The 12,411-nt window shown below is 67.9% G+C and carries 14 protein-coding genes; 4 read left to right on the forward strand and 10 right to left on the reverse strand.

Going from position 1 to position 12,411, the window contains the following annotated elements:
• Positions 1 to 57: 57 nt before the first annotated feature.
• The 3 genes from ACRCUN_RS32485 to ACRCUN_RS32495 all read right to left on the reverse strand — a co-directional run bounded on the left by ACRCUN_RS32485 (position 58) and on the right by ACRCUN_RS32495 (position 2,184).
• Positions 58 to 621: an alpha/beta fold hydrolase gene (locus ACRCUN_RS32485; protein WP_462145718.1), complete on the reverse strand. Its 564-nt coding sequence runs from the start codon at positions 619 to 621 to the stop codon at positions 58 to 60.
• A 63-nt stretch (positions 622 to 684) separates the two neighbouring features.
• Positions 685 to 1,362, reverse strand: a complete 678-nt coding sequence (locus ACRCUN_RS32490; protein ID WP_462145719.1) for a hypothetical protein — start codon at positions 1,360 to 1,362, stop codon at positions 685 to 687.
• Between the two features lie 9 nt (positions 1,363 to 1,371).
• On the reverse strand, positions 1,372 to 2,184 hold the full coding sequence (locus ACRCUN_RS32495) for an AraC family transcriptional regulator (RefSeq protein WP_462145720.1): 813 nt from the start codon (positions 2,182 to 2,184) through the stop codon (positions 1,372 to 1,374).
• 50 nt (positions 2,185 to 2,234) lie between these two features.
• On the opposite strand from ACRCUN_RS32495, the gene ACRCUN_RS32500 reads away from it, so the two are divergent.
• Positions 2,235 to 2,666, forward strand: coding sequence for a PTH2-like family protein (locus ACRCUN_RS32500; RefSeq protein ID WP_462145721.1), 432 nt, complete (start codon positions 2,235 to 2,237; stop codon positions 2,664 to 2,666).
• Between the two features lie 7 nt (positions 2,667 to 2,673).
• Here ACRCUN_RS32500 and ACRCUN_RS32505 read toward each other — a convergent pair whose 3' ends face one another.
• On the reverse strand, positions 2,674 to 4,173 hold the full coding sequence (locus ACRCUN_RS32505) for a cobyric acid synthase (RefSeq protein WP_462145722.1): 1,500 nt from the start codon (positions 4,171 to 4,173) through the stop codon (positions 2,674 to 2,676).
• A 16-nt stretch (positions 4,174 to 4,189) separates the two neighbouring features.
• Positions 4,190 to 5,047 (reverse strand): type I methionyl aminopeptidase, encoded by an 858-nt coding sequence (gene map, locus ACRCUN_RS32510; RefSeq protein ID WP_462145723.1) that lies wholly within the window; start codon positions 5,045 to 5,047, stop codon positions 4,190 to 4,192.
• A gap of 97 nt (positions 5,048 to 5,144) precedes the next feature.
• Here map and ACRCUN_RS32515 point away from each other — a divergent pair, with 97 nt between their 5' ends.
• Positions 5,145 to 5,537 (forward strand): PaaI family thioesterase, encoded by a 393-nt coding sequence (locus ACRCUN_RS32515; protein ID WP_462145724.1) that lies wholly within the window; start codon positions 5,145 to 5,147, stop codon positions 5,535 to 5,537.
• A 25-nt stretch (positions 5,538 to 5,562) separates the two neighbouring features.
• On the opposite strand, the gene ACRCUN_RS32520 is transcribed toward ACRCUN_RS32515, so the two are convergent.
• Together ACRCUN_RS32520 and ACRCUN_RS32525 are read right to left on the reverse strand one after the other, a co-directional pair.
• The gene (locus ACRCUN_RS32520; RefSeq protein WP_462145725.1) at positions 5,563 to 6,150 is read right to left on the reverse strand and encodes a DUF1707 SHOCT-like domain-containing protein; all 588 of its coding nucleotides are present in this window, start codon (positions 6,148 to 6,150) and stop codon (positions 5,563 to 5,565) included.
• A gap of 57 nt (positions 6,151 to 6,207) precedes the next feature.
• Positions 6,208 to 8,031, reverse strand: a complete 1,824-nt coding sequence (locus ACRCUN_RS32525) for a penicillin-binding transpeptidase domain-containing protein (RefSeq protein WP_462145726.1) — start codon at positions 8,029 to 8,031, stop codon at positions 6,208 to 6,210.
• Between the two features lie 172 nt (positions 8,032 to 8,203).
• Between ACRCUN_RS32525 and ACRCUN_RS32530 the strand changes: the two genes are divergently transcribed.
• Entirely contained in the window at positions 8,204 to 9,103 is a 900-nt protein-coding gene (locus ACRCUN_RS32530) for an arginase family protein (protein WP_462145727.1), read from the forward strand.
• Between the two features lie 6 nt (positions 9,104 to 9,109).
• Here the strand turns inward: ACRCUN_RS32530 and ACRCUN_RS32535 are convergent, their stop codons facing one another.
• Positions 9,110 to 9,718 carry a TetR/AcrR family transcriptional regulator gene (locus ACRCUN_RS32535; RefSeq protein WP_462145728.1) on the reverse strand — a complete coding sequence of 203 codons (609 nt, stop codon included), beginning with the start codon at positions 9,716 to 9,718 and terminating at the stop codon, positions 9,110 to 9,112.
• 82 nt (positions 9,719 to 9,800) lie between these two features.
• Here ACRCUN_RS32535 and ACRCUN_RS32540 point away from each other — a divergent pair, with 82 nt between their 5' ends.
• A complete protein-coding gene (locus ACRCUN_RS32540) occupies positions 9,801 to 10,340 on the forward strand; it encodes a peroxiredoxin-like family protein (RefSeq protein ID WP_462145772.1) in 540 nt (179 codons plus the stop codon).
• A gap of 2 nt (positions 10,341 to 10,342) precedes the next feature.
• On the opposite strand, the gene ACRCUN_RS32545 is transcribed toward ACRCUN_RS32540, so the two are convergent.
• Both ACRCUN_RS32545 and ispG read right to left on the reverse strand, forming a co-directional pair.
• Entirely contained in the window at positions 10,343 to 11,197 is an 855-nt protein-coding gene (locus ACRCUN_RS32545) for a GNAT family N-acetyltransferase (protein ID WP_462145729.1), read from the reverse strand.
• A gap of 55 nt (positions 11,198 to 11,252) precedes the next feature.
• A complete protein-coding gene (gene ispG, locus ACRCUN_RS32550; protein WP_462145730.1) occupies positions 11,253 to 12,410 on the reverse strand; it encodes a flavodoxin-dependent (E)-4-hydroxy-3-methylbut-2-enyl-diphosphate synthase in 1,158 nt (385 codons plus the stop codon).
• Position 12,411: the final 1 nt, after the last annotated feature.

Raw genomic sequence — 12,411 nt, forward strand, 5'->3', positions numbered from 1 at the left:
GAAGGCAGGCCGCCGAGCATCAGCACAGTGGCGGCTGACTGAGCGCCTGCGCGGGTTCTACCAGCTGCTGGTGCGGAGGACTATTTCGGCGGCGAGCTGTGCGGTGGAGTCCTGCGCGTTGCGCCGGCCCAGCATCTCCACCAGCCGGAAGTCGCCGTAGACGTACCGTTGGCTGGCCTTGGCGACGGCACGGGCCGCCGGGTTGCTGACGAGCGCGGTGGTGTTCATCTCCACCGGCGGGCAGTCGCCGTCACGGATCATCCCGGTGGGATCGGCGACGCGCGGGTGGCCGCGGTCGACGACCACGAGTCCGATGAACTTGTCCAGACGCGTGGCGGCCAGCTCCCAGGCGAGTTCGCCTCCGAGCCGGTCGCCGACCAGCAGCGCCCATTTGATGTTGAGTGCGTCGAGGATGCCGACCACTGATTTCGCGGTCAATCGTGGGTCGGGCCCGATGACGATGGTGCGCAGCGATGCGGTGTGCAGCCGCTGGCAAACCGCCTCGTAGGCCGCGGGCCCGTGGTGGCCCGCGCTGAGCAGCACCACCGGGGCTCCCTTGTCGGGACCGGCCACGTCGACGGCGATGGAGAAGCCGTCGATGGTGGTCACGCTGGTGAGCATTGGGCCAACCTACCGTCCCGGTTCGGCCGGCGGGGTGGAAATCAGCTTGTCCCCACGTCGGCGTCAGCGGGTGCTCACGCGTTCGACCTGTTTGCCGAACGTGTCCAGAAATGTCTGCGGCAGCGGGCCTTTGACTGCGATCGACGGATTCTGGGTGGGAAACGCAATGCCGAAAACCGCCCAGTTCCCGACGTTTTCGAATGCGAAGTAAACGCTTTCGTCCGCCCCGTTGAGTCGCATCGTCTGCTGATAGGCCAACGCCGACGGGCTCGCCCCGGCGAGCCGGGTCGTGGTGATGGGGATGCCTTCGTCCGACGGATCGAAGTAGGTACGGAACTCGGCACACCGATCGGCGGTGGCGGCGAGCCGGTCGAGCGGAAGCGGCGATGTCAGCACGGTGAGCACCATGCGCGCGCCGTCGTATGCGGCGATGAACTTGCCCGCACTGCCCGGACCGCGTTCGGCGGATTCGGCGATCACCCGCGTCAACCCGTCTGAGCAGCCCTCGGGTGAGGACAGCATGCTGGGCGGCCCGCCGGCACCGTCGGGTTGTCCGGAGTCCTCGATGACGCGGTCATACCGCACCCCTGGCGGAAAATCCGCGGCGGTGAGCACGACCCTGTCCAAGGTGGCGCCCGGCCAGGTGGCGGTTCCGGCGACCACGGTCGCGCAACCGCCGATGCCCGCCGTCGCGGCCAACAGCGCAGCGAGGAACAGCCTTCCCTCGCGCAGGCTGATCATTGCCCCAGGCTACCGACAATCCGCGGATCGAGATTGCGTGCCGGTGCCCGCGTAGTGAGCCGGTGTGGTGGCCAGCATTCGTTTGAAGTGCCGGTTGAGATGCGACTGGTCGTGGAATCCGACGGCGGCGGCGACGTCGGATGGCCGCATTCCGTCGAGCAGCAGACGCCGGGCCACATCGACCCTTCGACCGGTGAGGTATCGGTGGGGAGGCAGGCCGAACTCGCGGCCGAAGGTGCGCACCAGATGTGCCGGATCGGCATGCAGCAGTGTGGCAGCCTCGTACAGGGTCAATCCGGCTTGGATCCGGCTGTCGAGGAGATCGCGCAGTTCGTGCGCCAGACGGCGGTCACGCACCGGGGCTGGTGTACTCACGGCATGCCGGAGATGGGCCTGGACGCGTTCGACGATGAACGCCAGCCTGCTCGCGGCTTCGAATTCGTTGCCCGGCCCGAGCACGTTGTGGAGCCGGTCGATGCGGTCGCGCAGCGCCGCGTCGTGCAGCGTCGGCGTGTCGACGGCGGCTCCGATTCCCGTCCATACGCCTGTTTCGAGGTAGAGCACGCGTTTCCGGAAACCGCCGGGACGGATCGCCCGGCCGTCGTGCGGGACGTGCGGCGGCAACAGGGTCACGGCGTGACCGGCCGAACCGTGCCCGCGCCCGTCGAGGTCGTAGCCGATGATTCCCGAATCCACGATGAGCAACGTCCACGCGTCATGGGTGTGCGGTGGATAGGCATGGCTGCGGTACCGCGCGTGGAACACCTCGGTGATGCCGTTCACGTGCGGGCGCCACGCGGTGGTCTCCGCGTCTGCAACCACATCAAGAACGTACAAGACGGCGGTCGCTGTCGTCTCGCAGCATGGTTCGCGTGCAAAGTGACGAATTCCCGACGCGTTTCGAGACGAAGATCGCGGTCTTGCTGCGCGACGACTTGGAAGGATGGCAACGCCTGAACGTCTGCGCGTTCGTGGCGAGTGGGATCGCGGCCGCCAACCCGGACACCATCGGCGAACCGTATGTCGACGCAGACGACACCGAGTACCTGGCCATGTTCGGCCAACCGGTGTTGGTGTTCGAGGGTTCGAAGGAGACGCTGCGCGCCGCCCACACCCGGGCACTCGCCCGCGGCGTGCCGGTGTCCGTCTTCACCGCCGACCTCTTCGCCACCGGCAACGACCGGGACAACCGGGCAGCGGTCCGCGCGGTCGGGCGCGACGATCTCGATCTCGTCGGTCTGGCGGTCCATACCCGCCGCAACGTGGTCGACAAGATTCTCAAAGGCGCACGCATGCACACCTGAGACGCGATCAGGTCTGCAGCGCGGTGACCATGGTCGGGCGGCGCGGTGGACCCTGCTCGATCAGGTCGAGCACGCAGTTCACATCCAGGTTGTCGGCGAGCAGGTCGGCCATCAGGTCCAGCTGCGCGTCCCGGCGCGCGGTGACGTCAACGTCGTCGGCGACGACGAATCCGGTGCGCCCGGCCGCGGCGGCGACCTCGGTGAGCCAGGTCCGGCGCAGCTCGTCGTTGTCGAGCAGCCCGTGCCAGTGCGTGCCGTACACGGCCCCGCGCCGCAGCCCGATGCCCAGCCAGTCGGCTTCGACCGAACGCGCGACCTGACCGTGATGGATTTCGTAGCCTCGCAGCGGAGTCTCCCAGTGCCGCAGCGTCTTTCCGGGTGCGAACACGATTTCGGCGTCGAGCAGACCCAAGCCGTCGACCACGCCCGCGCGCGATTCCACCGGGTCGTCGATCCGGCGGCACAGCATCTGGAACCCGCCGCAGACCCCGAGAACCGGGCGGCCCCGCCCGGCGTGGTCGGCGATGGCGTCGGCCAAACCCCGGTCCCGCAGCCAGGCGAGGTCGGTCACGGTCGACTTGCTGCCGGGTATCACGACGAGGTCGGCACCGGCGAGGTCGGCGGCGTCGGCAACCCAGCGCACCACGACGCCCGGTTCGCATGCCAGCGCCTCGACATCGGTCGAATTGGAGATGCGGGGCAACCGGATGGCGGCGACAGTCAGACCGTGCTCACCGCGTGGTGGCTGCGGTCTGCCGACGAGACCGCCTCGTATCCCGCCCGCGACAACCGACACGGAATCCTCGGCGTCGAGCCACATTTGGTCGTGGAACGGGATGACGCCGTAAGTCGGTCGTCCCGTCAGCTCTTCGAGCCGGCGCAGGCCGGGCTCCAGCAGTGCCGGGTCGCCGCGGAACTTGTTCACGACGAACCCGGCGATGAGTGCCTGGTCGGCGGGTTCGAGCACAGCGACCGTACCGTGAAAATGCGCCAGCAGCCCGCCGCGGTCGATGTCACCGACCACGATCACCGGAAGGTTGGCGGCGCGCGCCAGCCCCATGTTCGCCAGGTCGGTTGCCCGCAGGTTGATCTCGGCCGGCGAGCCCGCACCTTCGCAGATCACCACGTCGAATTCTGATCTGAGTGACGCCAATTCATCACCGACGACTGCGGCGAGGTGCTCGCGATGGTGGATGTAGTCCGCGGCAGCCACCGAGCCGGCCACGGTCCCCCGTACGACGAGCTGCGAGGTCCGGTCGCCGCCCGGCTTGAGCAGGATGGGGTTGAACCGGACGCTGGGCGCGAGCCCGGCCGCGCGGGCCTGCATGGCTTGTGCGCGGCCGATCTCGCCGCCCTCGACGGTGACCGCCGAGTTGTTCGACATGTTCTGGGCCTTGAACGGCGCCACCGACATGCCTTTGCGGGCCAGTAAGCGGCACAGCCCCGCGACAACCATCGACTTGCCGGCGTCAGAGGTGGTCCCGGCGACGAGCAGCGCGCCGCTCACCTCTCCCCCGCGAGGCTCACGGCAGCGTGAGGATGTCGGCGCCGTCCTCGGTGACCACCAGGGTGTGTTCGAACTGCGCGGTCCACTTGCCGTCCTTGGTGGCCACGGTCCAGCCGTCGTCCCAGATCTCGTAATCCAGCGACCCGAGGTTGATCATGGGCTCGATCGTGAAGGTCATGCCCGGCTCGAGCACGGTCTCGACCGCGGGCTGGTCGTAGTGCAGCACGACGAGCCCGTTGTGGAACGTGGTGCCGATCCCGTGCCCGGTGAAGTCGCGAACGACGTTGTAGCCGAACCGGTTTGCGTATGCCTCGATGACGCGGCCGACGACCGACAGCGCCCGCCCCGGTTTGACGGCCTTGATGGCACGCATCGTGGCCTCGTGAGTGCGTTCGACGAGCAGCCGGTGCTCTTCGGAGACGTCACCGGCGAGGAAGGTCGCGTTGGTGTCGCCGTGCACACCGTCGATGTAGGCGGTGACGTCGATGTTGACGATGTCACCGTCCTCGATGACGGTCGAGTCCGGGATCCCGTGGCAGATGATCTCGTTGAGCGAGGTGCAGCAGGACTTCGGAAAATCCTTGTAGCCCAACGTCGACGGATACGCGCCGTGGTCGATCATGTACTCGTGGGCGATGCGGTCGAGTTTGTCGGTCGTCACGCCGGGCGCGACGGCTTTGCCTGCCTCGGCCAGCGCGCGGGCGGCTATGCCGCCTGCGATGCGCATCTTCTCGATGACCTCGGGCGTCTGCACCCACGGTTCGCTGCCCTCTTGCACGGTCGGCCGCCACGCGTACTCCGGTCGCGGTATGGACTTGGGCACCGGAAGGGTCGGTGAAAGCACGCCGGGGCGCAGGGCACTACGAACTGACATACCGGTCAGGGTACCGATCTCCGCCGGTAGGACCGGCATCAGCACGCCCGATGAGAATGGAACTCTCCGGATATGAGAACAATGCTAACGTAGCGCCATGCTCACCGAGCCAGCGCCGGTCCACCTGCTCAATCAGCTGGGAGTTCGCGACATCGAGGAGAACGACGACCGGCTGATCGTCGAGATGGACAACCGCCCGGACCTCGCCAACATCCGCGGCGCGCTACAAGGCGGCCTCGTCGCGACGCTCATCGACTGCGCGGCAGGCCGGCTGGCCGGCAGACACGTCGGCACCGGGCAGGACGTCACCACCGCCGACATGAACGTGCACTATCTGGCGCCGATCGTCACTGGTCCGGCCAGGGCGGTGGCCACCATCGTGCGCGCCGGCCGACGGCTCATCGTCACCTCTGTCGACGTGACCGATGCCGGTCGCGACCGCCTGGCGGCGCGGGCCACGCTGAGTTTCGCGGTGCTCGACCCGCGGTGATCTCCGTGGCCGACGACGTGTGGGCCTAAGTCCGCGTACCTCGGCCGAACCACCCCTTGCGCGGACCGCGGATGTCGACCGAGCCGCACACCACCCGGCCGGTCAGGATCACGTGCGGGGTGCCGTCGGCGGGTGCGTCGCGGCGGCGATCGGTGGCACTGCCGACGATCACCTCGACGTCGTCGATGGAAGCGCTCGCGCCGTCGGGCAGCCTGATCTCCAACGACCCGAACTTCATGTCGATCTCGACCACGACCATCGGCCCGGCGAAACGGGCGCGCGTCAGGTCCAGTTCCACCGACCCCATGCGCCGCACCAACGCGAGTCGCGTCGGCACCGTCCACTCCCCGTGCCGTTTCAGCGAACCGAGCACACCGCGCAGTTCGACGCGGTCGGCCGCGGTCGTGACGATGGCACCCGGGCCCGGTAGATCGCCGACCAGCGCATCGAGATCCGCGTGCAACCGTGCCTGCGACACCAGCGCCGACCGTTCTTCGAACTCGGCGATGTCGATCAGACCGAGCGCAACGGCGTTGTGCAGCCGACGCAGCGTGCCGTTGCGGTCGGCGTCCGATACCCGCATCTCCACGGATTGCTCATTGGTCCCCGTCATGGCGAGTCCCACGTTACCGCTACCCGCTCCCCCAGATGACGCCGCGAGCGCGCCGCACTACGCGAGGTAATCGGCAGGCATGCTGTCGAACATCGCCTTGCACATCCGGACCGCGTACTCCGAACTGCCACCGCCGACGATCAGCGCCGCGAACGCCAGATCACCTCGGTAACCCGCGAACCACGAATGCGAGCCGCCCGCGAATTCGGCCTCGCCGGTTTTTCCGCGTACATCGCCGACGCCGTTGAGATCCTTGGCCGTTCCGTTGGTCACGACCAACTGCATCATGGGCCGTAGCCCGTCGACCATCTTCTGGCTGATCGGGGCAGCCGCCGCCCCGTCGATCTGCGTCTGGTGGCCCTCGATGAGTTGGGGCACAGGGGTTTTCCCGGCCGCCACGGTCGCGGTCGCCAACGCCATACCGAACGGGCTGACGAGGACCTTGCCCTGACCGAAGCCGTCTTCGGTGCGCTCGGCGAGGTTCACCGTAGGCGGTACGGAACCGGAGACGGTCGGGATGCCCTCGATGTGGTAGTCAGGCCCGATGCCGTACTGCGCGGCGGCCTGGGTCAGTCCACGCGGCGGCATCCGGCTGGCCAACTCGGCGAACGTGGTGTTGCACGAGTTCGCGAATGCCCGTGACATCGGCACGACGCCGAGGTCGAACCCGCCGTAGTTCGGCACCGTCCGGTGGCCGATGTCGAGGTGGCCAGGGCAGCCCAACAGCGTGTTGGGCGTTGCCATATCGCGCTCGATGGCCGCACCGGCCGTGACGATCTTGAACGTCGATCCTGGCGGATAGAGACCCATGGTCGCGACGGGTCCGTCCACGTCGGCCGCGGCGTTCTGCGCGACGGCCAGGATCTCACCGGTGGACGGTTTGATCGCGACGATCATCGCCTTCTTACCGGTCGTGTTCACCGCATTCTGGGCGGCATTCTGCACGGCCCGGTCCAGGCTGATGGTGATCGACGGCGCGGGCTCGCCGGGCACCTCGTTGAGCACGTCGACGTCGACGCCGTTCTGGTTGACCGTCACCACACGCCAGCCGGCCTGGCCGTCGAGTTCGTCGATCACGGCCTTCTTGACCTCGTTGACGATCGCCGGCGCGAACTTGTCATCGGTCGGCAGCAGTTCGGCCTGCGGGGTGACGACGACACCGTTGAGCCCCGCGACGGCGGGGGCCACCCGGTCATGGTCGGACTGCCGCAGCGTGATCAGACTCAACGGCTGCGCGGACGAGCTCGCCTGCTCGGCCAGGCGCTGGGCGTCCATACCCGGATCGAACGGCCGCAATGCGTCGGCGACCGCCCTGGCCGCCGACATCAAGCCGGCGCCGGCGGCTCTCGCGTCGAGTGCGTAGTGATAGAGCTTGCCCGGCACCAGCACATCGGTGCCGCCGCGCTCGTTGACCGAGGCCCGCCGCGGCGGATCGGCGCGCAGCGCAAAGGTCTGGTGTTCGCCGAGCCGTGGGTGCAGGCCGGTGGCACTCCAGCGCACTTCCCACCGGCCCTCGTCGCGGATCATGTTGAGCTGACCGTCGTAGGTCCAGGTGCGGTTCTTCGGCAGGTGCCACGTGTAGCGGTACGCCACGCTGCCCGTGTCCTGCGAGTACTTCGAGCCGAGGATCTGCGCGTCCAGGCGTGTCGCCTGCAGGCCGTTCCACGCCTCGTTGAGAGCGGTCTTGGCATCGGCCGGACGGTCGGACAGCTCGGCGGCGGCGGCCGTGTCCCCCGTGGCGAGCGCCGCGAAGAACTTCTCGGCTGCCGGCTCCGGCCCGTCCGGCCGCGGCGTGCAACCACTCAGCGCCAATGCTCCGAGGACCGAAGCGACCGTGAGCAGGCCGATGGTCCGTGTGACTGATGATGTTGTAGTTGCCATTGAGGCTGATGGTACGAACGTCGCCCTCGGTTTCGTCGGAGGCGCACCGAGACCGAATCGAGACTGTGCCGAGACCTGGCGCCAGCCGGCAGGACTGGCGCTCGGTTGCTCCGTAACGGTCGGTTCCGCCTTCGCACTACCGTGGTGTAGCGACGGAAATCGGAGCGCCATCATGAGGGCTGAGCCCATTGTCACCGAGCTGATCTACGTGCCGTTCAACGCCGCAGGCGTGCACTCGGGTGTGGCACGGATGCCTCGCGTCGTGCGCGACGCCGGCCTCGAAACCCGGCTGCCCGCGCCGATCCACACCACATGGGTCACCGTGACCGGACTGACCCCCGACCGAGGCCGTCGCGGACTGATCAGTGAATTCGCTCTCGGACAAGCGGTTGTCGATACCGCTGCCGCGCTGGACGCGGCCTGGCGTGGCGGCAAGATCCCCATGGTCGTCGCGGGCGATTGCACGATGCTGCTTGCGCCCCTCATCCCGGCCATCGATCGCGGCGGTGCCGGCCTGGTCTTCATCGACGGCCACGAGGACGCCTGGGACCCCCACCGGACGCCGACCGGTGAAGCGTCCGACTGCGAAATCGGGCTGGCGCTAGGGCTGTTCAGCGGACCGCAGGCCCTGGACGCCCGCCTGCCCTGCCTGCGGCCCGAGCACGTCGCGATGCTCGGACCGCGCGATCGAACCGAACTCGCCGAGGCCGGCCAACCAAGCCTGCGCGACCACGTCGCGGTATATGTCGACGGCTTTGACCTCGCATCCCGCACCGACATCGCAGACCTCGTGGCGAGCAGCGCGGGCACCGCGCCAGGCGGCTGGTGGTGCCACGTCGACCTCGATGTGCTCGACACCGCGTCGCTGCCCGCGGTCGACTACCCGCAGCCCGGCGGGCTGACCTGGGACCAGCTCGAGAAGGTCGTCAGCACCTGCCTGAGTGTTGATGGCTGCCTGGGCGTCAGCGTCGTCATCTACAACCCCGACCTCGACGACGGCGGGTCAGCCGGCCGCATCGCCGATTTCATCGCGTTCGTCCGAGCCCGGTTGGTTCCCACCAACCTGACCTAGACGGCGTCAGATACCGAGACCCCGCAACAGGATGTCGAGGCCACGACGGAATTCCTCGACCGGGCCGATACCGCGCGCCGTCTTCGCTGTCTCCGCCAGCAACGGGAACTGATCGGCAGGCAACTCGGCGAGCGCCTGCGTCCCCGGGCCGGCCAACGCGCCGTACCGCTCGACCTCGAGCGCGCCGAAAACGTATGCCAGCACCGCCCGGAACGCATACACCCGCCGCTTTCCGATACAACCCGCATCGGTGAGCACACCGAGCACCACCTCACCCCACCGCAGCGAGGCGGGGGCGCGATGTCGATGGGTGAGCACGAGCGGTAGCGCCTCGGGATGCGTTGCGGCAGCGTCATGTACCCGCTCGGCCAATTCGGTGAGCTGCCGGGCCGGTGAGCCACTGGGCATCCGGAGGTCGACCCGCGCGAGCACGAAATCGGCCACCATCGCCTCGAGCTCGCCGCGGTCGGCGACGTAGCGGTAGAGCGACATCGTGCCGATGCCGAGCCGCCGCGCAACAGTCCGCATCGACAGGGCCGCAAGCCCATCGGCGTCGACGACGGCAAGCGCAGCCTCGGCGATCTGTTCGGCAGTGAGTGAGCGTGGACGCGGCATGACGTTTGAAAGCGTACACCGTACGGCTATAGTGGCGACGTAGGCGTACACAACACGCTAATAAGGAGTCACCGTGGGCCGTATCGATCCACCCGCAACCATCACAGGGTACGAATTCCGGAGTGTGACAGGCGAACACATTTCGGTACCGGATCCCGAACAGCTGGTCCATCTCCAATTCCGCAGATTCGCCGGTTGCCCGATCTGCAATCTGCACCTGCAATCGTTCGTCGCCCGCCACGACGAGATCAGCGCCGCGGGCATCCGGGAAGTGGTGTTCTTCCACTCGCCGGAAGCCGAATTGGCCGAGCACACAGCGGATCTGCCGTTCGCGACGGTCGCCGACCCGGACAAGCACACCTACCGGCGATTCGGCGTCGAATCCGGCGTGCGCGCACTGCTCGATCCCCGCAGCTGGCCTGCGATCGTCGGCGGCAGCGCCCTCACCCTGCGCGGCCGGTTCCGCGCCCCGGCGGCCAGGCAAACCGGCGGACGGCTCGGCTTACCCGCCGATTTTCTCGTGGGCCGCGACGGCACGGTGCTCGCCTCGAAGTACGGCGCGCACGCCTACGATCAATGGTCGGTCGACGAGCTGCTCGCGCAGGCTGCTGCGAAGAGATGAGGTCAGTCGAGCAACACCGTGGCGAAGGTACCGACCTGTTCGAACCCGATACGGGCGTACGTGGACCGCGCCACGGTGTTGTAGCTGTTGACGTACAAGCTCGCGGTGCGGCCGCCGCCGACCACCGCGGCCGCGAGCGCCGCCGTGCCCGCAGTGCCCAGGCCGTGCCCGCGCCAGTCCGGATGTACCCAAACGCCCTGGATCTGGCCGACCGCCGGTGACTGCGAACCGACCTCGGCTTTGAACACCACCTGGCCGCGTTCGAAGCGCGCCCACGCGCGCCCTGCAGCGATGAGCCCGGCGATCCGCCTGCGGTATCCGCGGCCACCGTCGCCGAGCCGGGGATCGACCCCGACCTCACCGATGAACATGTCGATGGCCGCCACCAGATATGCGTCGAGCTCTTCGATGCGCACCGGCCGGACGGCCGGATCGATCGCACACTGGGGCATCGAGTTCAGCGCCATCAGCGGTTGCTGCTCGCGCACATCCCGCGCGGTTCCCCACACGGACTCCAGGCGCTGCCACATCGGCAACACCAATTCCGCCCGGCCCACCAGTGACGAGCATCGCCGCGCTGTGCTCATCGCCTTGTCGGAGAACGCCTTCAGGTCATCGGCGTCGCCCCGTAACGGAATGAGGTTGGGCCCGGCGTAACACAGCGATTCGTTGACCCGGCGCCGCGTCCACAGTTCCCCGCCGATCGCACTGGGTTCGACACCGTACTCGGCGACGCGGGCGGCCACCATGCACGAGCCGACCGGGTCCTCGTCGAGCACCGGGAGCACTGCCGCGGCGTCACGCACCACGGACACCCGTCGCTCATCGACGAGGCGGAAAAGTGGCGGAGCCGACATCCAGACTCTCTCTGCTCAACCCGAGGGTGGGGTGACCCCGCTCACAGGGTCGTTCTCAGCTTACGGTCACCACCGGCGAACCGCTCGCATCATCTGAACCACGCTCTTCGGCGAGCCGCATCGCCTCTTCGATCAGCGTCTCGACGATGTGGGCTTCCGGAACGGTCTTGATGACCTCGCCCTTGACGAAAATCTGTCCCTTGCCGTTGCCGGAAGCCACGCCGAGGTCGGCTTCGCGGGCCTCGCCCGGGCCGTTGACGACGCAACCCATCACGGCGACACGCAGCGGGACATCGAGGCCGTCCAGGCCCGCGGTGACCGCGTTGGCCAGCGTGTAGACATCGACCTGGGCCCGCCCGCACGACGGGCACGACACGATCTCGAGGCCGCGCGGCCGCAGGTTCAGCGATTCCAGAATCTGGTTGCCGACCTTGACCTCCTCGGCAGGCGGCGCCGAAAGCGACACCCGGATGGTGTCACCGATGCCCTTGGACAACAGCGCGCCGAACGCGACGGCGGACTTGATGGTTCCCTGGAACGCCGGGCCTGCTTCGGTGACGCCGAGGTGTAGTGGATAGTCGCATTTCGAGGCCAGGAGCTCGTATGCGGCCACCATGATCACCGGATCGTTGTGCTTGACGCTGATCTTGATATCGCCGAAACCGTGCTCCTCGAACAGCGAGGCCTCCCACAGCGCGGACTCGACCAACGCCTCGGGGGTCGCCTTGCCGTACTTGTCCATGAACCGCTTGTCGAGTGAGCCCGCGTTGACACCGATGCGGATCGGGATGCCGGCTTCACCGGCGGCCTTCGCGACCTCCTTGACCCGGCCGTCGAATTCCTTGATGTTGCCCGGGTTCACGCGCACCGCGGCGCATCCCGCGTCGATCGCGGCGAAGATGTACTTCGGCTGGAAGTGAATGTCGGCGATCACCGGAATCTGGCTGTGCCTGGCGATCTCCGCCAACGCGTCGGCGTCCTCCTGGCGCGGGCACGCGACGCGCACGATGTCACATCCCGACGCCGTCAGCTCGGCGATCTGCTGCAGCGTCGAGTTGACGTCGTGGGTCTTGGTGGTGCACATCGACTGCACCGCGATCGGGTGGTCGCTCCCGATGCCGACATTCCCCACCATCAGCTGGCGGGTCTTGCGCCGGGGGGCCAGCGTGGGTGCCGGAGGGGCCGGCATACCCAGACCGATGGACGTGGTCATG

Source organism: Mycobacterium venezuelense (assembly GCF_054919535.1).